At 44.0% G+C, this 25,228-nt stretch carries 28 protein-coding genes; 18 read left to right on the top strand and 10 right to left on the bottom strand.

Going from position 1 to position 25,228, the window contains the following annotated elements:
* The first annotated feature begins 34 nt into the window (after positions 1-34).
* Together AC0VYG_RS21710 and AC0VYG_RS21715 are read left to right on the top strand one after the other, a co-directional pair.
* Positions 35-1,147: an extracellular solute-binding protein gene (locus AC0VYG_RS21710; protein WP_475429957.1), complete on the top strand. Its 1,113-nt coding sequence runs from the start codon at positions 35-37 to the stop codon at positions 1,145-1,147.
* Positions 1,148-1,281: 134 nt separating this feature from the next.
* Positions 1,282-2,118, top strand: a complete 837-nt coding sequence (locus tag AC0VYG_RS21715; RefSeq protein ID WP_475429958.1) for a glycerophosphodiester phosphodiesterase family protein — start codon at positions 1,282-1,284, stop codon at positions 2,116-2,118.
* Between the two features lie 144 nt (positions 2,119-2,262).
* Here the strand turns inward: AC0VYG_RS21715 and AC0VYG_RS21720 are convergent, their stop codons facing one another.
* The 4 genes from AC0VYG_RS21720 to AC0VYG_RS21735 are packed head-to-tail and all read right to left on the bottom strand — an operon-like array spanning position 2,263 to position 4,775.
* The gene (locus tag AC0VYG_RS21720; protein WP_475429959.1) at positions 2,263-3,264 is read right to left on the bottom strand and encodes an energy transducer TonB; all 1,002 of its coding nucleotides are present in this window, start codon (positions 3,262-3,264) and stop codon (positions 2,263-2,265) included.
* Entirely contained in the window at positions 3,261-3,689 is a 429-nt protein-coding gene (locus tag AC0VYG_RS21725; protein WP_475429960.1) for an ExbD/TolR family protein, read from the bottom strand. Before AC0VYG_RS21725 ends, AC0VYG_RS21720 begins: the two co-directional genes overlap by 4 nt.
* Positions 3,686-4,108 carry an ExbD/TolR family protein gene (locus AC0VYG_RS21730; RefSeq protein WP_475429961.1) on the bottom strand — a complete coding sequence of 141 codons (423 nt, stop codon included), beginning with the start codon at positions 4,106-4,108 and terminating at the stop codon, positions 3,686-3,688. The genes AC0VYG_RS21725 and AC0VYG_RS21730 overlap by 4 nt, the downstream gene beginning before the upstream one ends.
* Entirely contained in the window at positions 4,098-4,775 is a 678-nt protein-coding gene (locus AC0VYG_RS21735) for a MotA/TolQ/ExbB proton channel family protein (protein WP_475429962.1), read from the bottom strand. Before AC0VYG_RS21735 ends, AC0VYG_RS21730 begins: the two co-directional genes overlap by 11 nt.
* A 526-nt stretch (positions 4,776-5,301) precedes the next feature.
* On the opposite strand from AC0VYG_RS21735, the gene AC0VYG_RS21740 reads away from it, so the two are divergent.
* Positions 5,302-6,513, top strand: coding sequence for an ammonium transporter (locus AC0VYG_RS21740; protein ID WP_475429963.1), 1,212 nt, complete (start codon positions 5,302-5,304; stop codon positions 6,511-6,513).
* Positions 6,514-6,623: 110 nt separating this feature from the next.
* Here the strand turns inward: AC0VYG_RS21740 and AC0VYG_RS21745 are convergent, their stop codons facing one another.
* The 4 genes from AC0VYG_RS21745 to AC0VYG_RS21760 all read right to left on the bottom strand — a co-directional run bounded on the left by AC0VYG_RS21745 (position 6,624) and on the right by AC0VYG_RS21760 (position 9,533).
* Positions 6,624-6,887, bottom strand: coding sequence for a hypothetical protein (locus tag AC0VYG_RS21745; protein WP_475429964.1), 264 nt, complete (start codon positions 6,885-6,887; stop codon positions 6,624-6,626).
* 97 nt (positions 6,888-6,984) lie between these two features.
* Positions 6,985-7,569 carry a LysE family translocator gene (locus tag AC0VYG_RS21750; protein WP_475429965.1) on the bottom strand — a complete coding sequence of 195 codons (585 nt, stop codon included), beginning with the start codon at positions 7,567-7,569 and terminating at the stop codon, positions 6,985-6,987.
* A gap of 74 nt (positions 7,570-7,643) precedes the next feature.
* The gene (locus AC0VYG_RS21755) at positions 7,644-8,471 is read right to left on the bottom strand and encodes an AraC family transcriptional regulator (protein ID WP_475429966.1); all 828 of its coding nucleotides are present in this window, start codon (positions 8,469-8,471) and stop codon (positions 7,644-7,646) included.
* A gap of 90 nt (positions 8,472-8,561) precedes the next feature.
* Positions 8,562-9,533, bottom strand: coding sequence for a DMT family transporter (locus AC0VYG_RS21760; RefSeq protein WP_475429967.1), 972 nt, complete (start codon positions 9,531-9,533; stop codon positions 8,562-8,564).
* Positions 9,534-9,650: 117 nt separating this feature from the next.
* Here AC0VYG_RS21760 and AC0VYG_RS21765 point away from each other — a divergent pair, with 117 nt between their 5' ends.
* From AC0VYG_RS21765 to AC0VYG_RS21780, 4 genes are all read left to right on the top strand, one after another.
* Entirely contained in the window at positions 9,651-10,520 is an 870-nt protein-coding gene (locus AC0VYG_RS21765; protein ID WP_475429968.1) for a LysR family transcriptional regulator, read from the top strand.
* Between the two features lie 223 nt (positions 10,521-10,743).
* Positions 10,744-11,628, top strand: coding sequence for an N-acetylmuramidase family protein (locus AC0VYG_RS21770; protein ID WP_475429969.1), 885 nt, complete (start codon positions 10,744-10,746; stop codon positions 11,626-11,628).
* Between the two features lie 59 nt (positions 11,629-11,687).
* Positions 11,688-12,464, top strand: coding sequence for a lamin tail domain-containing protein (locus AC0VYG_RS21775; RefSeq protein ID WP_475429970.1), 777 nt, complete (start codon positions 11,688-11,690; stop codon positions 12,462-12,464).
* Between the two features lie 91 nt (positions 12,465-12,555).
* Positions 12,556-13,440 carry a hypothetical protein gene (locus AC0VYG_RS21780; RefSeq protein WP_475429971.1) on the top strand — a complete coding sequence of 295 codons (885 nt, stop codon included), beginning with the start codon at positions 12,556-12,558 and terminating at the stop codon, positions 13,438-13,440.
* Here the strand turns inward: AC0VYG_RS21780 and AC0VYG_RS21785 are convergent.
* Positions 13,421-13,603 (bottom strand): hypothetical protein, encoded by a 183-nt coding sequence (locus AC0VYG_RS21785; protein WP_475429972.1) that lies wholly within the window; start codon positions 13,601-13,603, stop codon positions 13,421-13,423. The two genes, AC0VYG_RS21780 and AC0VYG_RS21785, sit on opposite strands and share 20 nt — an antisense overlap.
* Before the next feature lie 252 nt (positions 13,604-13,855).
* On the opposite strand from AC0VYG_RS21785, the gene AC0VYG_RS21790 reads away from it, so the two are divergent.
* The 9 genes from AC0VYG_RS21790 (at position 13,856) to AC0VYG_RS21830 (ending at position 21,968) form a co-directional block, all read left to right on the top strand.
* On the top strand, positions 13,856-14,284 hold the full coding sequence (locus tag AC0VYG_RS21790) for a hypothetical protein (RefSeq protein WP_475429973.1): 429 nt from the start codon (positions 13,856-13,858) through the stop codon (positions 14,282-14,284).
* Between the two features lie 11 nt (positions 14,285-14,295).
* Positions 14,296-14,595 carry a hypothetical protein gene (locus AC0VYG_RS21795; RefSeq protein ID WP_475429974.1) on the top strand — a complete coding sequence of 100 codons (300 nt, stop codon included), beginning with the start codon at positions 14,296-14,298 and terminating at the stop codon, positions 14,593-14,595.
* 111 nt (positions 14,596-14,706) lie between these two features.
* Positions 14,707-15,255, top strand: a complete 549-nt coding sequence (locus tag AC0VYG_RS21800; RefSeq protein WP_475429975.1) for a hypothetical protein — start codon at positions 14,707-14,709, stop codon at positions 15,253-15,255.
* Between the two features lie 182 nt (positions 15,256-15,437).
* Positions 15,438-16,166 (top strand): hypothetical protein, encoded by a 729-nt coding sequence (locus tag AC0VYG_RS21805; RefSeq protein WP_475429976.1) that lies wholly within the window; start codon positions 15,438-15,440, stop codon positions 16,164-16,166.
* Positions 16,167-16,237: 71 nt separating this feature from the next.
* Positions 16,238-16,831: a hypothetical protein gene (locus AC0VYG_RS21810; RefSeq protein ID WP_475429977.1), complete on the top strand. Its 594-nt coding sequence runs from the start codon at positions 16,238-16,240 to the stop codon at positions 16,829-16,831.
* Between the two features lie 175 nt (positions 16,832-17,006).
* On the top strand, positions 17,007-18,425 hold the full coding sequence (locus AC0VYG_RS21815; RefSeq protein WP_475429978.1) for a pyridoxal-dependent decarboxylase: 1,419 nt from the start codon (positions 17,007-17,009) through the stop codon (positions 18,423-18,425).
* A gap of 14 nt (positions 18,426-18,439) precedes the next feature.
* Entirely contained in the window at positions 18,440-19,450 is a 1,011-nt protein-coding gene (locus AC0VYG_RS21820) for a hypothetical protein (RefSeq protein WP_475429979.1), read from the top strand.
* A complete protein-coding gene (locus tag AC0VYG_RS21825; protein ID WP_475429980.1) occupies positions 19,447-20,826 on the top strand; it encodes a PDC sensor domain-containing protein in 1,380 nt (459 codons plus the stop codon). The genes AC0VYG_RS21820 and AC0VYG_RS21825 overlap by 4 nt, the downstream gene beginning before the upstream one ends.
* A complete protein-coding gene (locus tag AC0VYG_RS21830) occupies positions 20,823-21,968 on the top strand; it encodes an MFS transporter (protein ID WP_475429981.1) in 1,146 nt (381 codons plus the stop codon). The genes AC0VYG_RS21825 and AC0VYG_RS21830 overlap by 4 nt, the downstream gene beginning before the upstream one ends.
* 23 nt (positions 21,969-21,991) lie before the next feature.
* Here the strand turns inward: AC0VYG_RS21830 and AC0VYG_RS21835 are convergent, their stop codons facing one another.
* Entirely contained in the window at positions 21,992-22,375 is a 384-nt protein-coding gene (locus AC0VYG_RS21835; RefSeq protein WP_475429982.1) for a response regulator, read from the bottom strand.
* Positions 22,376-23,000: 625 nt separating this feature from the next.
* Here AC0VYG_RS21835 and AC0VYG_RS21840 point away from each other — a divergent pair.
* Both AC0VYG_RS21840 and AC0VYG_RS21845 read left to right on the top strand, forming a co-directional pair.
* Entirely contained in the window at positions 23,001-23,693 is a 693-nt protein-coding gene (locus tag AC0VYG_RS21840; protein ID WP_475429983.1) for a transposase, read from the top strand.
* Between the two features lie 161 nt (positions 23,694-23,854).
* Positions 23,855-25,210 (top strand): IS5 family transposase, encoded by a 1,356-nt coding sequence (locus AC0VYG_RS21845; protein WP_475428916.1) that lies wholly within the window; start codon positions 23,855-23,857, stop codon positions 25,208-25,210.
* Positions 25,211-25,228 lie beyond the last annotated feature (18 nt).

Below are 25,228 nucleotides of genomic sequence, written 5' to 3' on the forward strand. Positions count from 1 at the left end.
GTTACTTTATTCACTCACTCAAGAGGGCTTTATTATGAAATCGTTACTTTTGTCTTTGACTGTCGCGACATTAACCTTTGCTACCACAGCACAGGCCAGCGATGATTTGTCTAACATGACGTGGCCACAGGTTGTTGCTCAAGCCAAAAAAGAAGGAACCGTCGTTTGGTATAACTGGTTTTATCAAGACCGTTTTCGAGGGGAAGTAAAAAGCTTTGAAAACCACTACGGCATCAAGGTTATCATTCCTGACGGCAGTCACAATGCCAACATGAACAAGTTTCTCGCCCAATCATCCCGTCCAACAGGCGACATTGACGTGCTCTCTCTAGGAGGCAGTGATCTTGCCAAGTTCAAGCCAGAGAAAATGCTCATTGGTCCCTTATCGAACCTACTGCCACAAAGCAATACACTAAAATATAAAATGGAAGGTGTTGATTCAAAAGGTTATGCCGTCGCCTATTGGGGGAATCAAACTGGCATCGCCTATAACCCAAGCCTAATAAGCCAAAAAGATCTGCCTCAAACCCTGGCTGACTTTTCTGCTTATTTTGCCAAACATCCTGGCATGTTTGGCTTCAACTATGAAAAAGGCGGTTCAGGCCCCGCTTTTTTCCAATCAATTGTCCGCAATGTGGTGCCTGATATTGATTATCAAACGGCACAACCCACAGCCAATACCATGGCAAAATTGAAACCCGCTTGGAAATGGTTTAACCAGCGCAGAGGTCAATACATTATCGCCGCCTCTAACTCAGACAGTATGACACGTTTAAATGGCGGCGAGTTCGCCATGGTAGCAAGCTGGGAAGACCTCACCGCCTCTTTACAAAAAGAGGGCGATATTTCCAAAGCCATAAAATTCTACATCCCTAAAATCACCATGCCAGGAGGCGGTAATGTTGTGATGATTCCAAAGAATGCGCCACACCCAGCGGCCGCCTTGCTATTTATTCACTGGTTAACCAGCGCGAAAACGCAAGTAACCTTCAATAAAGACTTCGGCTCTGTACCACAAAATACCGAGTCCAACAGCCACTATGCCTTAGTCACTAAGGCAGAACGTAAAAACAGCAGCCTCTGGCCTGACAAGCCATTATCGGATGCCATAAATAAAGCGTTTATCAATCACGTTATTTTCCATTAGAGACCTTTGCACGATGTCACGAGCGACGCCAAGACGCGGCAAGCGCAGTAGTCGTGCAAAAATCTCATTAATTTATTTTTATGTTGCTCATGATCGTCCATGAGCAACATTCATTACTCTCGATAGGAACCATTATGACAACCCATTCTGAGCTGTTTGCTATTTCACGTACCAACCCTAAAATCATGACCATCGCCCATCGGGGCGCTTGGAAAAACGCCCCTGAAAACTCATTCCTGGCCGTAGAGCATGCCATCATGGCAGGTGCAGATATGGTCGAGATTGACACGCAAAAGTGTTTAACAGGTGAGTTTGTGGTCATTCATGATGACACCTTGGACAGGACCACAAATGGTAAAGGGCTCGTGTCTGAAACCACACTTGAGCAGATACAAACACTGCACCTTCGCCAAGGCGCTGGCGGTGAAGGCAGTGAAGTAACGACTCAGCCCCTGCCACTATTGTCTGACTTACTGGCCTATGCAAAAGGCAAAATTCTGGTCAACATTGATGCCAAGCACCCAGAAGACTTACCGGATATTATTACCGAAGTTGAACGTCTTAATATGCAAGACATCGCCGTCGTTAAATCACCGTATGATCCCGAGCAGGCCGAATGGGCAACACTGACGGATACCGTCAAACACATGCCCATGATGCATGCCCGACGGGGACATTTCCTCGATGATTTACAAACACTCGCCCCAAAACGCCCTATTATGATTGAATTGTCTTTTGATGATTTGCATGAATTACAACAGGCTAAACCCTTATTAGAAAGCATGGACTGTCGTATTTGGATCAACACCTTAGACCCCGTCCATCCTCTCGATATGATGGATTCAACCGCGCTCATTAATCCTGAAAAAGTATGGGGAACACTCATTAATGCAGGCGTGGGTGCCATTCAAACCGATCTCCCAGAGTATCTGGCACAATGGCTCAAACAACGTGATGCTTTCACAGAGTAAAGAGTCAATAAGACAAGACCATCTGTGATAGATGGCTTGTCTGCCCGCTTTTATACCTGCTAGCCTTTTGCTTAGAGCCATCGGCTTCTCTTTTAAAGATAAAGAGCGGGAGCCATTAGCCCCTTTCTAAATTAGAGAGAAACATCAATAATCGCTCAACTTATAAGATACTGGCAGCGTGATGGTTAATGATGATTTATGCATGTCTGTTGGAAACTTAGGCAAAGGGCTTGCCCGTTTTAGCATATCTAACACGGCATCGTCTAAACGACGATAACCTGAGCTCTTAATGATATTCGTATTCGTCACCTGACCATCAGCATGAACAACAAAGGAAACCGTTACCACACCTTCTTCATGACGACGTCGCGCCGCTCGAGGATAGCGCTTATGCTGTGCCAATACGGCGGCTAATTTGCTGTAATAGGAGGTTATCGCACCTTTATGTCCTCCCGAAGAAGCGGCATTGCCCACGCCTGTTGTGGCTTTTTGACTGGCTTGCGACTTAGCGCCAGCATTTTTCACACTTTGTGAAGTCGTCTGTTGCGATATCGCCTTTGAGGCAGTCGGCGCCGTGGTTTGTTTTAACGTTTTTTTAGGCGCTATTTTTTTAGGTTCAACCTTTTGAGGCTTTGGTTTCGGCTCAACCTTTTTAGCCACTTCTTTTTTGGGCTCTTTTTTAGGTGTTTTTTTAGGCTCTTTCTTAGGGACGACAATAGGCGACTTTTGCTTCTCTTTCACCACAGTCTTCGGTTTGATAACAGGCTTTTCTTTCACCACTTTTTTGGGCGTGGGTTTGGGCTCTGTCTTAGGTAATGGGGCTTTTTCAGGCTGAGGAATCGGCTTTTCTTCCACGACTGGTTTGGGCTTTTTCTCTACCTTTTTCGGCTCTGGTTTAACCACTTCTTGTTGCGTCTTTTCTACTTTCGCAACCTGCTTCTTCTCTTTGTTATCGGAATCACTCTGCACACTGTTTTTCTTGGAAGCCCCCATGTCGCCCATCATACCAAGATCGAACTCAATGCCTTGCTGACCTGGTGCTTTACTACCTTCGGAAGAGGGATAAAAAAAACCATAAAAAGCCGCCGCATGAAGAGAAACCGCTATCCCCCCAGCCACTAACCAATGACGTTTGGAAATCATCATGACCCTTTTGCTAATTGTGTTGCTAAGCTGACTTTTGTTAACCCAGATAAACGAATCTGGCTAAACACAGGACGCAATGCTTCCACTGGAACAGAACCGTCCGCTTTGATTTGCACCCAGAACGCCTCTTTATTAGAAGATTGTGCGAACTTCCTCTCTAAATACGGTTTAATCGCATCGATCTTTACCAAGTTGTCATCCAAATAAATACGCTTATCCGCACCAACAACAATCAACACGTTGGGATCCGATTTGGGACGGTTTTCACTAATGGAAGTCGGTGGAACAATGGGGATCGGATCAGCCTTACGAATTTGCCCCGCCACCATAAAAAACACCAACATCAAGAAAACGACATTGATCAAAGGCACCAAACTGTCATCATCAGACTTGGTTTTTAACGCAAACATTTGATCTATTTTCATGGCGTGGTCTGACCCGAAAAAGCATTGGCAATGGACACGGTTTTCGCCCCATTGACTTTTAAGCGATCAGCCAAGTTCATTAAACTTTGCAAGTTCACCTCATTGTCAGCCTTAATCGCGAACACGCCCTTTTTGTGTGCTTTAATCATCGAACTTAACCAAGCCGTGTCCGCTAAAGAATGGGCAACACCATTCAGCCAAACTCGCCCATCATTTTGCTTGAGCGTCAGCACCAAAAAGTCGTCTTTATCTGGCGTGGCGGTATCATGAGCAGGCACCGAAAGCGGCGTATTCACACTACGCCATGGCACAAAGCTGGATGTCAGCATGAAAAACAACAATAAAATGAACACCACATCAATGAGTGGCGTTAGACTAATCGCCTGCTTACGCTTTGGCTGACTCAGGTTAAGCGGCATGCAAAACCTCTTTGGCGGCTTTCGCTACCAAACGCTCCGCTTCCTTACTGGTGAATACTTGCGTTACCGCATCATTGATATTATGAGCAATACGCTCGATTTTACGTTCAAGCCAGCTATGTAAACTCACCACAGGAATCGCCACCGCCAAGCCAACGGCTGTCGTCAACAAGGCCTGCCAAATACCACCAGACAACACCGAGGGATCGACCTGGTTACCCGCCCCTTGCATTTGCTGGAAAGCCGTAATCATCCCCAGAACCGTACCGAGCAAGCCTAATAAAGGACTCAAGCTAGCAATAATTTCTAAGGGACGAAGGTAGGAACGTAACTGGTTCAATTGATTTATCGCCAAGCGCTCAACTTCTTCCCGGATCAAACTCACATCCATATTGCCAGCTTGCAAAGAGCGCATGGAGAAGCCAACCAGCGAATCGATTGGACGTTTTTCATCAAGCAATTCAAGGGCTTGCTCGCCCTCTTTTTTACGCCAAGCGACCAACGCTTGATCGACGGTTTTCCGGCTTTCTGCTCGCAATGACGACAGCTGCCATAATTTCAACAGCACAATGGTCAAAGCAATAACGGAAAACCCGATTAGAATCCAAACAACAGGCCCGCCGACCTGTAAAAAATCGATTACTTTCTGCTGTACTGAACTTTCCACGACTGGCTCCGGAGTGATAACAAAACATAACAAATGATATTCATTATCAATATCGTTTTCAATATTTAATTCTGTAAATACTGAGACGCCTTATGGTAAGCACTGGTTTGAGCGGTGTTTTTCTCTTTGATAGAAAAGATTTACCTACAGGAGAGGCTCTCCACATCCGATAAAATCGCGTAATACACCAACTCAGATGCGTTAGCCCTTTCCAGAGATGCTGCACCTGAATGGGGCTTCACATTCAAGTATCCCTGCGATGTTGCGATGCAACGAAGGTGGCGGTATTTAGATCAACATTACCCTTTCTCAATTTACATCCACCCTCCCCCAGTCAATTTACATCCACCCAGATGGTGCAGCCACCAACAAAAAAGCACCAATATAATGCAAATATGGAATGAAAATTGCTTAAAACAGTGCTTCCAGGTAAATATTCAATCATTTATCGTTAATTCGGTTCTAAAAAAGAGCAAAAATAAAAATTTTTAGCACTTATTCGGTGCAATTAACTTAGGGGCGCTTCGTGACAGTCACAAACAGTGCAGTAGACATGCTGATTTCCAATTCAAATACACTTTTTATTCTTCTCGGCGCCATCATGGTGTTTACCATGCATGCGGGCTTTGCATTTTTAGAAGTGGGCACCGTACGCCACAAAAACCAAGTCAATGCGCTCGTCAAAATCATGACGGATTTTGCCGTTTCCGCACTGGTCTATTTTTTCATTGGTTATCACATAGCCTATGGTATAAGTTTTTTCCAAAGCGCCGCCACGCTGTCACAAAACAGTGGTTACGCCTTGGTAAAATTTTTCTTTCTCATGACATTCGCGGCAGCCATCCCCGCCATTATTTCCGGTGGCGTAGCAGAACGCGCGAAGTTTTACCCTATGCTGATATCCGCAGCCATCATCGTCGGAATTGCTTATCCTTTCTTAGAAGGTTTGGTATGGAACGGAAACTATGGTTTTCAAAGCTGGTTAGCTCATCAATATGGCGCGCCATTTCATGATTTCGCAGGGTCTATTGTCGTGCATGGGTTTGGTGGCTGGGTTGCTCTGGTTGCCATCGTGTTACTAGGTACTCGTAATGGTCGTTTTAGACATGGCAAATTAGTTGCGTTTGCGCCCTCCAATATTCCTTTTCTAGCACTAGGCGCGTGGATTCTCTGTATTGGATGGTTTGGCTTTAATGTGATGTCAGCACAAACAATGAATGGCATCAGTGGGTTAGTGGCTGTCAATACTCTAATGGCGATGGTCGGCGGGATTATCGCGGCCATGGTTCTAGGCAACAAAGACCCTGGTTTTATTCACAATGGTCCTCTCGCGGGTCTCGTTGCCGTCTGCGCTGGATCAGACATCATGCATCCCATTGGCGCATTGGCCACTGGCCTGATCGCGGGTGCCCTATTTACCAAGCTATTCACACTCATCCAACAAAAATACCAACACATAGACGACGTGCTTGGTGTATGGCCTTTACATGGTATTTGCGGAACCTGGGGCGGTCTGGCAGCAGGTATCTTTGGCCTAAAATCATTAGGCGGGGTGGGCAATGTTAGCTTTATGTCTCAACTTATCGGCTCTTTGACTGGCATAGGAATCGCCGTCGTCAGTGGTTTGGTGGTGTATGGCACGGTTAAAGCCGTTAGTGGGTTACGCTTAAGCGAGGAGGAAGAATACAATGGTGCTGACCTTTCCATCCATAAAATAGGCGCTGACAGTAAAGATTAAAACCCTTTGTGTCGTAACTACAAACCAAAGAATTCACCTTCCCTAAGCGCTTGTGATTCACGACAAGCGCTTAGGGTCTCATCCATACAGGTTGTTGCAACAAGCCGTGCTTATTTACGCTTGTCACGTAGGTTTATTGTTGATAACGAGCTTAATTCCTTCATCAAGGTAAAGACATTCCCTTTGGCGACTTCAGCTTCGAAGCGGTCTTGCATGATGCCAAGGTCTTTACGTAAATCATGGGGTAACGCACTGAGCTTTTTTCGTGTGCTGTAGCGTTCAAAACAATGAGCAAAATGATGCAGTAACGCAATGATGATCATATCAACCTCGCTTGCCAAATGAGATGAGTGAATGAACAATACTAAGCGCATTCACACCAGCCCAACAGACGCAGACAACCCCTTTCAAAAGCACACAGAATGCAATACAGCACATCTGTATTGTGATTATCAGTGTGCTCTGTGTATTTTACAGATTCATAATAAAGCGATAAGCCACATAGAAGAGTAAACAGGCCATCACACGATTGATCCAAGCCATCACCTTGGGGTTCATTGCCGCTTTTTTAAGACGCGCCCCCGCCAACAAATAGACACTCGGTGCGCCACAAGCCATGATGGAAAGCCCCACTGACCAAAGTGCTATCTGTCCACCTTCAATGTGCGCTCGCGGGAACTGCACGGTCACAATGGGCACGATGGCGACCAGCGATTTGGGGTTACAAAGCTGCAATACCAATCCCGTTTTAAAACTCACCGACGTCTCTTGGGCTGTAGACGACTCTTTTTGGAAGCTCGCTTTGAGAATTTTTACGCCAAGATAGGCAATATACAGTCCGCCTACAACAGCAATAACCGATTGATATTCTTTAGGAATAATCTCACTACCAAGATAGCCGATCAGTAAAAACAAGATCAACATAGCAAGCCCCACACCAACACAATACAGAAAAGCACGCCAGCCTTGACCATTAATCCCAGCAAAAAGCGCGAGCATATTGGCCGGACCAGGACTGTACATAACTCCAAAGGCGTAGATGATGATTGCGAGCATAGGAATCCCTCAAACAGACATTTGATAAAAATAACGAATAGAAAAAAGAATAAGAGCTAAAGCGAGTATGGCTGCTAGCTACGCAGCAAAGTTCGCCTGAATTGATAAGGTGTGAGCCCAAACATGGGCTTAAAACGTCGATTAAAGTAACTCAAATCGGTAAAGCCAAAAGCAAAGGCCACATCAGCCAATGGAATCCCCAGTTCCAATGCCTCTCTGGCACGGTTAATCCGATAGTTTTGCCAATACTGATGGGGCGTCATCCCAAAATAATCCCGAAAGCAACGCAACAAATGGTATTTCGACATATGCGCCACTTGGCTTAATTCATCTAGGGAGAATTCCTCACTAACATGGGCATGCAAATAGTCTCGGACTCGCTCAAAAACAGGGTCTTTCACCCGTCGTTTCGCTTCCATCACCACTCCTTTTCGGCGCGCTAAATATTCGGCAAACTCAAACAGCACAGACGAATATTCGAGCGCAGATGACATGTCGTTTTCAACCAAAGCGGCCAAACGCAAAATATGATGCTTTAACAAAGGGTCGTTTTGCACCGGATGCTCGATACGAACGTCCTTTGCTCTACGCACGCCAGCACTTTCCAGCATGGGATTTAACTGATCAGGATGAATGTACAACATTTTGTAGTGAAGCGGATCGTCAGCCCCAGAATGACCGTCGTGGGCGTCCTCTGGATTAAACACAATCACATTGCCAGAATAACTTTTATGATGTTCGCCTAAAGCAAAAAAGTCCTGACGCCCCGATAATGTCACCCCAAAAGAAAACTCCTCATGGGCATGAGTACCATAGGAAAAATCGCTCATAGAGGCTTCCAGCAACATCACCTCATCGAGGGCCGCACTTTTAGCAAACTGAAACCGATTTTCTGCCGACATCACAAGCCTCTTTGAATAACCCGAAACAACAGTGACAGATTAACCAATTATCTGAGGAAAAGATTGGACAATATTGCGAAATACGCTTTCTTAGCTCACTTTTTGTTTAGCCACAACCACCCCACCATGACGTTCAGAAAGCGCTAAAACAACAACGGATGCCATTAAAATAGTGACACCAAACACCGCGATAGGCGGCAGTGTCTCGCCCAAAAATAGCACGGCAATCAGCGCAGCAGTGGCAGGCTCAATAAGAACCATCACCGATGCCGTTGTGGCTCGGACAGAAGAAAGACCTGCATTGAATAGTATATAGGCGGCAGCGGTCGGCACCACACCTAGATAACTGAGAAAAACCACACTCTGAAAAATCGTGCCTGAGCGAGGCGTTAGCCCCTCAAATAAGGCAAATGGCAGCATACAAAGGGTTCCGATAACGATGCCAAAAAAGGTCACATTAAACCGATCAATATAAGCATGCCTCCCCATCGCTCTGGTAATAAGTGTCACACAGGTGTAACAAATAGAAGATAGGAAAGCAAAAGCCAATCCTAATAGTGAATGAGATCCAATCTCTCCGCCCCACGTTAACAAACCGAGGCCAAGAATCGCAAAGGCCATGATCAGTGCCCCAGTCCTGCTAATTCGTTCATTCATTGTTAGGTAAGAACCAATAGCCATCAAAATGGGTCCCAGCCCTAACGTCACTATGGTGGCCACCGCTAAACCACTGTATTGTACTGCGGCAAAATAAGCGGTCTGGTAAATCGCTAATCCCATACCAATAACTATCATCCGCCTCCAGCGTTCACGAATGAAAGCGCCCATAGCATGTCTTTTCTCTTTCGAATTCATAATAACTGCCACAATAGCAAGAACCAACATACCAATGGCGAAACGCCAAAACGACACAGCAACTGGCCCAAGCCCACTGCGATAGAGAATAGCCGCGACAGCTCCGCCCGTGCCCCACGCAATGGCGGCAAAGCACACATAGAGCAAGCCACGACTCACCGATAAAGTCGAAGAAATCGCTTTTACACCTGCCGCTTCAGAAACCATGTTAACCCCTCCGTTTGTTTATACTTTTTGTCTTGCAGCAAGCGTCGCTCAGTTATATAAAAGAGTAAAACGCATAATTTACTAATCAATCATTCGAAAAACGAATAGGTGGTATCGATGAATTACCCTGACTTACAAATAAGCTGGTTACGAACCTTTGTGGCGGTGGTCGATACAGGGTCTTTATCCGCCGCCGCGCCTTTAGTACATCGTTCTCAATCCGCCGTCAGCATGCATATCAAAAAGTTAGAAGACATTATTGGTACGGCTATTTTATCCAGAGGGCCTCGTCATTTAGAGGTCACATCCAAAGGCATTGAATTACTCACTTACTCACGACGCATGCTCGAATTACAGTCTGAAGCCTATGACGCCCTGTTTGGCAAGCAATTGACGGGGCTCATTCGCATCGGAGTTCCAGATGACTATGCCATGTATCTAGCCCCCATATTGCGCCACTTTGCTAGCCGTTATATGGGCGTAGAAATCGAATTAACCTGTGAGCAATCCACCTCTCTTATTCCACGTATCAAGAGCAACGAACTGGATATCGCACTGGTCTCTCGCGACAAACCAGAGCATGGAGAACGGCTTTTTCACGAGCCGCTCGTTTGGGTGGGGGCTTCAAAATACGAAGTGTGGCGGCGCAACCCTCTACCTATTGCGGTCTACGAAGCAGACAGCATGGCGCAAATTGAAACATTGTCGGCCTTAAATAAGGCTAACAAAGCGTATCGCATCGTCTATAAAAGCTCTGGGCTTGCAGGCCAGCTTACCGCCGTGGAAAGTGGATTAGCCGTTGCCGCCTTGACTCGTTGCAGTGTTCCTACCGAATTGCAAGTCTTACAAAACTTACCTGCTGAATATGATTTACCCAAATTGACTGCTATGGAGGTGGCCGTCTTTCGTAGCAAACGATCACACAAATCGGCGGCGGTGGATGTGATTTACGAGCAAATAGTTCAGGCTTTGAAAGTAGACATTTAACCTCTCCCAAGGTATTGAAATCAAATCAAAAGACTAGAGAATTTAGAACTCCTTATATCACCACGCTGATAATCGAAAAACTTCTTGTAGAAACCGTGAATGGGGCGTTTTTCCCAGATCTCACCCCATTGATTTACCTGATAAATGCCCAATTTTCCCCAATTAACGAATAACCACTCTCTTTAAGATTTAAGACTAATTCATAACTTAATAGGAATACACTATGTCTGAACTAGTCCTTTTATCGTCCGTTGGTATTGGTGGAGAAAATAAAACAGAAGACGTATTAAACATACAAAAAGCGCTCAATACAATTCAAGAAAAAATTGGTCTTAATGAGCCGTTAGCCGAAGACGGGGAGCTTGGTGAAGACGTTAGCGCATCAAAGACCTGCCATGCTATAGCCCTCATACAAGAAAAGATTCTAGGCTTTAAAAACCCGGATAGTCTCATCAGTTGCAACGGCAAAACTCACCAAGCGTTAAACAAAGCTCTTCAAGAAACGTCTTCTACATCGAATCTATTTTTACCTAAAATTGAGCCAGAAAAAGGCTTAAAAGACGAAGATTATAACGATGCTGCGGCGCTATTAAATTGCGAAGTAGCGGCTATCAAAGCTGTTTCTGAGGTGGAATCCTCAGGCAGCGGTTACTTCGATAATGATGCGCCTTGTATCTTGTTCGAAGCCCACCAGTTTTCAAAATACAGTGACCATCGTTTTGATGAATCCCACCCTGAGATCTCGTCTGCAAAGTGGGATCGTTCTTTGTATCTTGGTGGTGAAAAAGAATACGAGCGACTACAAGCGGCAATGAAACTTGACCGTATTGCTGCTCTCAAATCGGCCTCTTTTGGGCGCTATCAAATTATGGGATTCAATCACCAAGCCGCAGGCTATGACGACGTCGAGTCTTTTGTGAGAGATATGTTTTTGGCTGAGCGACACCACCTAATGGCATTTGTTCATTTCCTCAAATCAAACAGTCGACTACTCGAAGCAATTCAAAATCTAGATTGGCCGACCTTTGCGCGTTATTACAATGGCCCGAGCTATGCTGAAAATCATTACGATGAAAAGCTAGGAAATGCTTACAACAAACACTGCTAACACTTAAATCAATAACAAATACGATGAATCCAAAACGGATTATCTATAAGGAAGCAACCATGTCTTTTTTCAATAAACAGCTACATAAAGAGATCAATGAATTACTCAGCTCATTTGCCTCTTGCTCGCCTCTAACGCGGCAAAAAGCCAATGAATACTGGCAACAACTTAATAAGATACAGGCCTTAAGCCAAGTTCAAATTGAGAACATTGACTTTAAAGGCAATCCAACTCCCTTAGATGAATCCATAACGATTCGAAATCTCGGTGGCTTGATAATAGACATCAGTGGTTGGCGAATTCAAGCGGGGTCACCAAACCAAATTTATATTTTCCCTGAGGGTAGCGTTATCTTACCTAACGACAGTATTTGCGTAGACACGTCAGGCAACACTGAGCATAGCTTTAATACAAATCGACCTATTTGGAACAATCGAGGTGACACCGGAACCTTGTTTGATGATGAAGGCCAAATTATTTCCACCTTATCTTACGGTGACAACGCGAGTAGAAAAACTCTCATTAGTCACATGAACTACGATGGTCAAGAGTTCCGTAATGAAGGCGATGAGTTTGTCGAGATAAGCAATCTTTCGAATGACGATGTGATGCTGTCTGGGTGGCGTCTCGAAGCATTGACGAACAATCATATTTTTCACTTCCCAGAAGGCACTAAACTAGAGGCTTACACCTCCCTAAAAGTTTATACCAATAAAGCAGATTTGCAGCGCAATGAATACAGTTTTAACAGCCCAACTGCCACTTGGAATAATGCCCGTGGCGGTTGCAAGTTAATCAACTATCGAGATGACGACGTATCCATTTACCATTACTAATATAAGCATAACCACTAAATAAAGAGAAAAAGACCCCGTGGCAAACGATGCACCGATAAAATCAACACCATCGTCAAACAAAGAGCTTGCTATGCTAGCTGAAGATGGTCGCCGACTCTTACAATATGTCGCACGTCACGGGGATTTAACCATCAATAACGACATTGCAAAAGGCATCATCAGCATCAGTGCAAAAATCGAGAATAATAGCTGGACGATCAGCGATGAAATCCAACTCATACACAGCTATGACCGGCTTGCACGTCAAGTTTATCCCGTCACAATCGAGAGTATTAAAGCCGTTGTTCCCGATACGCTAAGCGGTAAGCTCTCGCACCCAACGGCATCAAAAACCATTACTTGGTATCGCTACTACACTGTGTTTACTTTGCTCTTTTTACTCTCAGTTCAAATGTTCTATCTATTTGGTTACTCCTTGATCCAAACACTAGCCGCCTATTCTGACCCGATCACAAACACACTCCCCGTTGATATTGAAGCACACTATCTGTTATTGAAGAATTGGAACCATATATGGATGCTTGGCCAAGAACTGCATTTTAAAAGGGTTTCAACAAATAATGCATCAGGTAGCGATCTCAGTATTGCCTTCTCAACAAACTTAATTGCCGCCCAATCCTTTATACAAATGCTGCAAAACTATTTGCTACCTCTCATTTATGGGTTGTTAGGTGCGTTGATTTTTGTTCTTCGTACCTTATTGCAGCAGGTACGTAATCTGACTTACACATCAAGTAGGGAAATCGGCTACCGACTGCGTCTAACATTAGGTTGCCTCGCTGGCATGATTACAGGCTGGTTTCTCAAACCAGGGATGGGAGAAATGGCACTATCCCCAATGGCTCTCGCCTTTTTAGCAGGCTATAGCATTGAAGTCTTATTCACCCTACTTGATAAGCTGATCGATGGCATCCGCAAGCAATCTAATACCCCTTCTACGAATCAACATTCTTAGTCGCTTTTTGCGCGGCTTCTTCTATAAAGGTTTCAGCAAACTTTACCAACATATCTTTCGTATCATCTTCAAGATCTTTCATTGCGAGTTCATTTTGTAACACTTTTTTAAGCGTACTGTTTACCTTAGCTAATTGTTTGAACTGTTCTGGTGTTAATTTCAACTTTGAGGTTTAGCTTTAAGCATTTTCTGAGCGACTTTAAGTGACTTCTTGATTTTATTCATGACTCCTCTACCAATACAAGGTTGAAGTGATCATTTGAGTTATTAAATATTCTCTCGATAGCGAATAAAAACTTATCATATAAATTAAAACCTCAAGTATCTCGGGGGGGGAAAATTCATTGATACGCCAGAGTCTTTAAAAACGAGATAGGCCATGATGAATACTCCACTCAATATACACAGGATCATCATGAAAAAACTCATCACGATAAAGTATTTACTTCTCTGTTTTCTCTTAACCGCTGGTTGTTCTGTTCAGATTCTATCACCTTATGACGAAAGGACAGTAGAACAAATGGAAAAAATTGATCAAAAGATTGATCATTTTTATTTGATCTTACAGTCAGTACCAATAAAAGAACGCAGCTTTAAAGACTTCTCTTACGGATATTTAGACATCGATGCACAAATACGAAGTCTAGAACGACGTCAAGAGATACGCGACAAAAATCAGGAAACACTAAAGCAGACTAAAATATTAGCCTCTTTATGGCAGCAAGATATTACTGCACATAAGAAAAAAAACACCATATCAGACTTTATGATTAAACGTCGAATGGCTCAATATCAGCGTTTAATGAGTGCTTTAATTAAAGGCGAGTTAGCTAAAAAACAATAGGAAATATAACCATGAAATCAATACTTGATAATTTAGTTGAAAATACTCTGGATAAAGTAGAAGACTCACCAATAAAAAACTTACTGGGAGATGCCCTAAAAGAAAGTTTAGAGAAGCATAAATCCGCCTTTGAAGAACTACTTTTGGTAAAAGAACAGGGCCTTATATCCAAAGAAGTTTTTGAAATAGAAATTGAAAGGGAAAAAAAAATATTAGAAGCAGAAATGTTGACTAAACAAATTGCAGCGAAAGCCGTCATTCAAAAGCTTGTCAATGATGCCATTGCGACGCTTACGAAAGGCCTTGTCTAACAATTATGACGTGCTGCTATGATAAACAGTTAGAATGTTCAACGATGGTATAGAAACATTCTATAGAAGTAAGTGTGCAGCTTACTTCTATATTTTCTTACGAGAATCATTATGAAAAAATCAAAACGTCGCCTTATAAGAGTTATTTATCGATATAGAATCGTATCTAGATCGGTACGACCAAAAAATACACCTAGTAATAGAAAAGATATGACCTCAAAGGATCAATCAAAAGATCAGAATATACCGTTTGAGAACAAAGCAACGAATAAGCAATCCAGCGTCCTAGCTAGCTTAGATAGTGCCTATAATCCATACCAGCAATTTGTTGATAATTTATCCTTTAGCCTGACAAACTTACCAACAGAGGTATTTACCGGAGCAGCAAGGCCAACGGAAACAGTAGCCAAGGCAGATGAAGAAAAGCAAGAACTCACAATGGAGGAGAAAACGGCCGAAGCCACTCGTATCTCTCAAGATCCCCTTGAGTCAAGTCGTCAAACAAAGAGTGCTCTTCCCCATCAAGACGCGATTGAGCCCAAAACAAAAAAATTACCAATCAGCCCCAACTTGCGATATCTCACAGGTATTCCTACCTGCTTCCTTGCATCAAAACCAATATTCTCCCCTAAAGACGACAAAAAATTCGAGGGAAAATAGTTAAAACTCACTATGTGCAAAACATAGACACATCATTTTCTTCTATGTCGACGGAATACTGGCGAGCAATAAACCCTATTGCATCGAATAATCTATTTCCCTGCGTTTATAAATATCCCCACCAAGAAACAAACCGCAAAGCTTTATATTCTCCCAACGTCACTACCTAACAGGAGAACTCCATGAGTCAATTATTATTTCGTTTGTGTGAAGCGTCAGACGGACGTAAATTTGCATTCCTTACCGACCAACCCAATGTCGAAGACATGTTCGACAGTGGTTATAAAGTCGCCTATAAATTCCGCGATCAATCAAACGGCGTAGAGCTGCTCGCCCGTTGGCGCAGCTCTTATATGGTGAAATCGGCAGAGTTTGAAAAGCTCCCCGAAGAAGACGGGTTGCCGGATAACTTGCAAAATGCCTTCAACGTTTTAATGTCGAGCTTAATCAAAGGTGTCGATATTTTTTTCTGCGACTACAATTTGGCCATCTCAGCAAACCAACCTATCTGTAACGACGTATTAGAAAAGTACCGCTCTACCGATTTTGTACTTTTTTCATGTGAAGAAATGATAGGCAACGACCCAAGGACCCAGCCTTATACTGTGTCTTATTCTGAACCTCGTTATCCAAACAGCAGTAACACAGGAAGACAGCACCGTATCTATAGTAAAACGGATTCCTTTGCATTCTGTCAGGCCCTTTATGCCATCATCATTCAACGGGAAAAAGACGATTTAACAGGTGGGCACATTCGTACTGAAATCGATACCTATATCAGTGAAAAAACCGTCGACGAAAATACTGCCGAACAACTGATCAATCGTTTTATAGAAAACCTATCTCAATACAGCAAGAACAAGGATTACTCAGCCACTGCACTTAGCGGCCCAGATAGCCAAGACGATTAAATGTAGCAATAACAATGCGGCATAACGCCGCATTCAGCCTAATATCCTGCACAATAGACAAGGAGACTTCGATGCTACAACAAACACTACTCTCTCAATTGGCGAACTGCTATGATTTTAAAAAGGCCAACCAAATTGCGGCACTGTCACAAACCAAGCCCTTTATTCGCGCTTGGATGGCATTAGATCTAAGCCAACCCATTGCCCAATCCGTTGGCGCCAATAGCATGGATTTTGCCGCCCAATATCAGCAAGATGGTGACTATTTAAAATACAACGCCAAGAGTAACCTAGCCGAACATTGTGACAAACGGTTCGCCTCAAAGGCCGACCTAAAATTGATCACAGCCCAAAAAAATATCTGGATTGAATTCCATATGCTTCATGAAAATGACTTATCCATCAAAAAAAAATGCGACAAACTTTACGCCGATGCGAAGCGAGTCAGTACTTTGCGACAAGCATTGTCACAGAACGATGTTCTCTTATTGGTAGGGTTGTGGGGCAGCTTTAACAATGCAGACATGCATCATTTCCAACCTCTCGACAACAACAGTCAATGCGCTTATGTCATCGATAGTAGCCTCAGCGGCAGCACACAAATAGCAAGATTAAGTCAGATGAAAAAAACCTCTGATAAACGCTTCCTTTTAGCGGCGTTTTAATCGTCAGGAGAGTATTTTAACCAGACCATTGAGCACGGCGTCACATTACTAAATGACATGGACTCGATGCCAAGTCCCTTGATCCTACGGTGTTTTACCCACGTTTCCCCGATCTCCTCAGCCCTATAGGTTTTAGATTAGAGACATCTTCCACCCTATAGATTGGTAACCAAATATGATGCACTCCGAACACCTGGCTATAAGCGAGCAGGGGCTTTCACCTGCTAAGAAAGAAGCCCTGCTTGCCGATTTTTTTAATGAGATGAGCGAAAAGAAACAGAATTTTTTAGGCTACCAGACCAATCAAGACGTGTCGTTTTCATCTTCTCTACAGCCTTTTCTCACCTTGAATATACTCAACCTTGGCGATGGCTTTGAAGACGGTTCCTACGAAATAAACGCCAAACAATTTGAACGGGCAGTCATTGACTATTACGCCCAGCTATGGGGATTTTCTTCCCCATTCAGTCCAAGACGCTATTGGGGCCACATTACCGCAATGGGCTCCACAGAAGGCAATTTGTATGCTCTATGGAATGCAAGAGACTATCTGAGCGGATACGCAGTAGAGGGTTACCAACAAGAGGTTTACGTTCAAAAGCCCCCCATCGCGATTTTCTCGAAGGCGGCGCACTACTCAATAAAAAAAGCCTGTCAGATACTTGGCCTTACCATCTTCAATAAAGCGGGACCTTTTTTAGGCACCTGTCCGATCAATCAGGGGGACTGGCAACAAGCCCTTGCAACAAAAGAATCTGGGGCAGTGAAAGAAGAAGACCTCTACAAACTAACCGAGTTTTTTGTAGAGCGCGAGTACCCCGTCATCTTAATTCTCAACCACGGTACCACATTCAGTGGTGGCAGTGATGCAACGAGCCGAATACTCAACCATTTAAAACCCATCTTAGGGACAAATACAGAGCATGACCGACGCTACTGGGTACACCTAGATGGCGCCTTGTCCGCAAACTTTTCGCCTTACCTAAACGATGATCCATTTAACATTACGCAAGATCCTTACGAGTTTCGCCATCCAGACGTCATGTCCATCTGCTCTAGCCCTTATAAATGGATTGGCGCCCCCTGGGCCTGCGGCATATTTTTAATGCACGAACAATACAAAGTGGGTTCATCACATCGGCCAGCTTACATCGCTGGTCGAGACTCGACCGTTTCGGGATCAAGACAAGGCATTTATGCACTCTACTTATGGGAGCGATTAACAACACTTGGTACTCAGGGTTTAAAAAAAATCGCCTTAGAAAATGAGCACAATGCCCACTACCTCCACCAGCAGCTAACAAGGCTTGCTCGATTTCAGCCAAATATCACGGTCATGCCAAAACCAAATGGCTCCAACATCGTCCGTTTTAGCACGCCAAACGACAAGATAAACCGACAATTCTCACTGGCTCAAGACGATGTTGACGTAAAAGGTAAAACGCAACGAATGAGCCATGTGGTTGTGCTAAGCCATGTAAAACGCAACATGATAGACGCATTACTGCGTGAGTTATCCAGCCCTTATGCCTTTAAGAATACACAGATCAGACAGCATCCCCTGACGGTTAATTATTTTGGCTTTTTTAAATGAAGCAAGGAGAGTTCATGAAAAAATTAAGCCTAAAATGGTTAACCATCGCCTTGGTGGGATATTTCATCTCCCTACCTGCTCAAGCAAAGCACATTGTGAATGTCTCTATCTCAATCAACAAAATATATGGCATTAACACGGTCGACCAAACCTATAAAATAGACGGCTATTTAGTCGCCTCCTGGCAAGATAATACCATCAAGTTGAAACCCAAAACGGGGCAACGCATCTATGAAAACCAAAGTGCTGACAAAATCATTAGCAAGGATAATGTCTGGTTTCCGGCCTTTGAGTTCATCAATACCGTCGGCAAGCGCCAAACAGCAAACAAACGCCTTATTATTTCAAGCACAGGGGAAGTGACTTACAACGAACGCTTTCAGGGCACCTTTTCAACCGAGATGGACTTTAGGCGCTTTCCATTTGATGAACAAAATTTTGAAATCATCATGGAACCTTTCTCTTATGAAAAAAACCAACTAGTTTTTGGCAGCGCCCACATCTTCCTAGAAAAGCCGGATAACAAATCCCTCAGCGAATGGAAGATAGAAGACAAGCCTAAAGCCACCGTAAGTCAACACGTTTATCATCATCTTGATGATGCCGAAAACACCTTTTTCTCACGATTGACCATCAGTATTAAAGCACAACGCAAGGCCGACTATTACTTGTGGCAGTTTATACTCCCACTTTCCATCATCTTAGCGGCCAGCTGGTCTGTCTTCTGGGTCAGAGGGTTTCCTGAACGTCTCAACACCTCATTCACCATGATGCTGACCGTGGTCGCCTATACTTTTTACACCAGCAATATCTTACCTAGATTACCCTACACCACCTTTATCCAACGCATGATCATTATGGGGTATCTCAGTATTTTCGCCTCTATTCTCATCATCATTTTTGTCAAGGTACGTGAGCAAAACGGCCACAGCGCAGAACAAATCATGCGCTACTGTCGATACCTTTTCCCAGGGTTTTATCTGCTTTCTATTTTAATCATGGCGGGAGTGAATAACCTATTATGAAGAACTCACATACCCTTAAAACCATTTTCGAATCCGTGCTCTGTAGTGCCATTTTTATTGTCTTGCTTGGCACTACCATCGACCTACTCTATAAAAAATCCATAGAAGCGTTGGAGGATCAAATAAAAATTGGCTTAATTTCATCGGTCAGTGCGGCGGCCTCTACCTTAGACGGCAAGTTACATGCTTCTTTTAATGACAAAACCGTCGTCTCTGACCCTAGCTACCAAAAAGCGGCAAGGAAAATGGAACGTATTCGCGAAGCGACCCCCAACATTCGCTATATCTACACCTGTATATTAAAAAACGGCGTGGTGTACTTTATGGTTAATCCCAGCCCGCAAAACGACGCCAATGGCGACGGTATCCCTGATACGCCACCCGCCTTAATGACGCCCTATACAGACGCACCACCAGAGCTCAAAAAAGCATTAAAAGATCATCTTATTATGACATCATCCAAACCTTACAAAGACAAATGGGGCACCTTTATTAGTGGCTACGCGCCATTTTATAACCATGGTAAATTTATTGGCGTGCTGGCAATGGATCTTGAACTAAGCCATTTTTACGCACGATTAATGCCCATCAATCGTGTATTCGATAAAGCTAAAATCATTATTTTATTTCTTGGCTTAACTTTTGGCCTCACTGTATGGTGGATTCGCCGCTCCCATATTAACCACCTCAATTCAAACCGAGACAAAGAAATAGACACAACAAAGCGTCTATCGCATGTCAACAATCTAAACAACACACTATCTAACCTAAACCACTACTTTTACCTGCAAAGTGTTCAAGCAGAGCCTGAAAACGCCAGTGAGTTAGCGGTTCTCAACACCTTGTATCAATACGCACAGAGTTTAAAAACCACAACACCCGAAAAAAGCCAACACGGCATTCAGACTTGGTTCAAAGAGTTAGAGAGCATGTTAAAACCGCGTCGATGTGGGCATATAGAATGGCAGGTTTCATTCGACACCATAGCATTGTTTCCCAGTAATAACCTGGCAGACGAACTTGCAATGTTTCATCAACAACTGTCTGAATGGCTCCAAACCCCCATCATTGCCGAAACCAAACTAACAGAAGAACGGCTCGATGCTTGGACACTAAACACAAGCTTCCAGCCACTCATCACACACCAAAAACCAAAGTTAGAAGACAGCACAACCAAACAAGCACGTTTAGAAAGGCTATTTTTCTACCATGATAGCCATGCTGATGGCACCAACCTAGCCTCAAATTATACGATTCCAGAGATCAATCTTATGACCACCATTAATCGTCTACAGCACATGGACTGTCAGTTCACCGTTCATGAAACCGTTCAAATAGACATGAGCTGGAGTATTTTTAAGGAGAAAGCGGAATGACACGCATCGCCCCTATTCTATTGATTATTAGTACTTTATTTGTGCAGCTTTCATCTGGCATCAACTACGTCACCATACCAGTAGAAATGCACAAGCAAGGCTATGACAACACCATGATAGGCACCGCCATGTCATTTGAAATCGTCGGCATGTTATTGCTGTTCCGGCCACTGTCCCACTACATCGGTAAATGGGGTATATTTCACTCATTAGCCACTTTCACCCTAATCAGAGCCGCTAGCCTATATGCGATGACCTACTGCACCCACTATCCATTGTGGCTAGCCAGCATTTTTTGCTACGGTTTATCCACCGGCTTGGCGCTGGTCATCACACAAACCTGGCTAAACATGCTGGCCCAAGGAAAGTCGAAAGGTTTGTTCATGGGGCTCTTCTCTTCAGCACTTTCCTGCGGCGTCGCATTAGGCCCGGTCGCTTTACAACTACCAATGCTTAAGCACATCTGGCCATTTGAACTCGGAACGATCATTACCTGCATTCCGTTATGCCTCTACATCCTGATGCGCAAACAACAAAGTACCACCCATGAAATGGGTAAAGTACGCTTCTTGTTCGCTTTTCGTCATGCCAAAGTCATTTTAACGGCCGCCTTTGTGGGGGGAATCAGCTTCTTCGGTTTGCCTAGCTTTCTCACCTTATATGGCATGCAAAACGGCCTAAGCGAACCTCAGTCGCAATTATTACTCACCATGTTTATGATTGGCAGCGTCAGTTTAGGCATGCTCATGAGCACACTGTCCTCTCTGATCAACCGCAGCATCATTGTGCTGATTTGCCTTTTCTGCTCAGTGGTTTGCGCCGTGTATCTATCTCTTTCCATCTACACCCAATACTGGTTGGCTCTGGCGCTGTTATTTTTTTGGGGCGGTTCGTTAGGCGGGATTTATGGTATAGGATTAGCCTCGTTAGGGGAGCGATTCGCTAAGCAGGACCAAATGACCGCCAACATGAGTCATTCCATTATGGACTCACTCGGCGGTATGGCCGGCTTACTCATTATTGGCATAATGCTAGACACCTTTGGACCAGAAGGCATGACCGCCGTCTTCGTTACCGTCGGCAGCACCTTACTCGTCTTCTTCGTTTACGAACTGCTCGTGCCAAGGACTACTTATGAGTAGCCAAGTCGCTGATAGTCTTGGGGTCACGAGCGTTCAAATATTTTTCCCAATTCCATTTCAAGTTTCTCAGCATTAAAAGGCTTAAGAATATAACCATTTGCACCGGCATTCACCGCCTGGATGATTGTTTCCCTGTAAAAGCCTTTCTCTAGGACAATTAATATCAAGATTTCCTTTAAATTAGGGTCGGCTTTCATTGTTTTAATCATATCAATGCCATCCATATCTGGCATAGGCAAACTCATCATCAGGAAATCGACATGACCTTCTTCCATCATAGTTAAGGCCGTCTCACCGTTATCTGCTTCCTGCACTTTACTGTAACCAATATCTCTCAGTAAGAGCTTCGTCAGTCGGCGCTTTGTCGGATTATCATCAACGACAAGAAACGTCATATTTTTATTCAAAATAACCTCCATTTTGCTTATTCATTACGGCCTAGGCAAAAACCAACAACAACGATCCGCAAATTACCAATCTTTATTCCGTGGCCACATAGATAAAAAAACCACACTACAAATACGCAAAGCCACACAACAAAACATGGCCCTCGGCAACGATAATTTCAAATAACAAATAACAAATAACAAATAACAAATAAAACAACTCACCAACCACCGAGCCACACCCCGCCAACCAGGCCAGAAAACCCCATGAAGCGGTGGGGGCAGATCAAGAAACTAGAGACACATTGTCACATGATGACAATTAGGACTAGCCAGTAAAGACTCACTTGAGCCCCTACGTTTTATTTTATGATCTGACCCCAAACTCTCCTAGTGTTGTTGGATTGAAGAGTACGTTCAAATAATCGTGATGTGTAACCTCACAAGGTCGGAACACGCTCCTGAACCGTCAAGGCCGCACTTAAACAAATCAGTCTTTGTTGAGTGATTTGTTTAAGTTTTTGATCTGACCCCAAGCTCTGGTTTTGATCCGCACCATTCTTTCCCGTTATGATAGATACTAGTGCAATGGATGCACACATTCACTTTCTAAAAGTAACGATACAACCATATACAAGGATTGTTCATGGCCAGACTACCCAGACTATGCCTGCCCGGCGTACCGCAACACATCATTCAAAGAGGAAATAATCGACAGGTTTGTTTCGCTTCAGAAGAAGATTTTATCGCCTACGCCCATTGGCTTGCAGAATACTCACAGAAATTTAATGTCACCATCCACGCATGGGTCTTCATGACCAACCACATCCACCTTCTAGCCACCCCCACGACCAACAATGGCATATCACAAATGATGCAAGCCCTTGGCCGGCGGTATGTCAGATACTTCAACCACGCCTACCAACGCAGCGGCACACTATGGGAAGGCCGATTCAAATCCTGCCTCATCAACGAATCCGAGTATTTACTCATCTGCCAACGATACATAGAACTCAACCCAGTCCGAGCAAACATGGTAAACCACCCTGCCGACTACAAATGGTCAAGCTACCGCTTCCATGCCCAAGAAAGCGACAACCTCAGCGCCGCATTCTGGCAGCCACACCCAATTTACCTCGGCCTAGGCAAAAACCAACAACAACGATCCGCAAATTACCAATCTTTATTCCGTGGCCACATAGATGAAAAAACCACACTACAAATACGCAAAGCCACACAACAAAACATGGCCCTCGGCAACGATAAATTCAAACAGCAAATAGAACAACTCGCCAACCGCCGAGTCACCCCCCTAAAACCCGGCCCGAAAAGCAAATGAAGTGTTGGTGAAGTGTTGGGGTCCGATCAAGAAACTAGGGTAGTCGCCCCTGAAAAACTCTCAACCTATTGAATCTAATGTGTTTTTATAAGATAGTTAATATCTAAATCTTGCTATAAATACGCCATAAGGCCCAAAAAGTTGCAGAACAGGTGAGTTTTATGAAGCCTCGTCAGACACAGACCATACCGCAAAAGGATTTATTCCAACCTCAGCTCGTTGACATCATTAACCCCAATCATCCTTTAGTTCGACTGGCTAAGATCATTGATTGGAAGCAATTGGACTCAACGCTTAGTGCCCATTTTTCAAGCGTTGGTGCGGCCGCGTTGCCAACGCGTCTTATGGCGGGATTGCTGTATTTGCAGCACTTGCATAATTTGTCTGATGAGCTGGTGCTAGAGCAATGGCTTGAATCGCCTTATTACCAATACTTTTGCGGCGAAACCTTTTTCCAGCACGACTTCCCGTGCCATCCAACCAGTCTTGTTAAATGGCGAAAACGGTTAGGAGAAGAAGGCTGTGAATGGCTGCTTACCCAGACGATACAAGCAGGATTGAAACTAAAAGTCATCAAACCAGCGAGCCTAAAACGAGTCGTGGTAGACACCACGGTACAAGAAAAAAACATCACCTTCCCAACCGATGCCAAGCTCTACAACAAGGCTAGAGAGCAGCTCACTCAGGTCGCCAAAGAACAAAACATCACGTTAAGACAAACCTACGACAAAGCCTGTCATGAGTTAATGCCAAAAATTGGACGCTATGGCCACGCCAAACAATATAAGCGGATGAGAAAAGCGATTAAGCAAGTCAAAGGCTTTTTAGGGCGAGTCCTGCGAGATGTTGATCGGCAAGTAAAACGACAAGGATTAACGCTCACTCAAAAGCAAGAAGACACACTCAACCAAGCCTATCGATTACTAAAACAAACTCGCCAGAGCAAAAACAAACTGTATAGCTTGCATGAACCTAATGTGGACTGCATATCCAAAGGCAAAGCGCATAAACGCTACGAATTTGGTGTAAAAGCGAGCATAGCCGTAACAGCAAAAGAATCCTTCATTGTGGGAGCCAGAAGCTATCCAGGTAATCCTTATGATGGCCATACCTTGAAAGATCAACTTCAACAAGTTGAAACCCTAACAGGAAAAAAACCGGAAACCTGTTTTGTTGATAGAGGGTATAAAGGATCGGGCGTAGACGATATTAAGGTGTTGGTTGCAGGTCAAAAACGTGGTGTACCAAAGAAAGAGAAGCCATGGATGGGAAGACGAAATAGCGTAGAACCCATCATAGGACACCTCAAATCAGATGGAAAACTCAGACGATGCTTCTTAAAAGGCGTACTAGGCGATGCGATTAACGTGATCTTAAGTGCCTGTGGTCAGAACCTACGTAAGCTACTGAAGTGGCTTTATTGTGCCCCATATTTTGGGCAATTTTTAAGGCGATTATGGCTGAAAATAACTTTTCTACTGGAAAGACCCAAAAATTGCATGGCGTTTCTTGCTTGAAACGCCATTATTCAGGGA

This window comes from Marinomonas sp. 63XJN7_7_ISO-PGPR-S23-202, assembly GCF_056173505.1.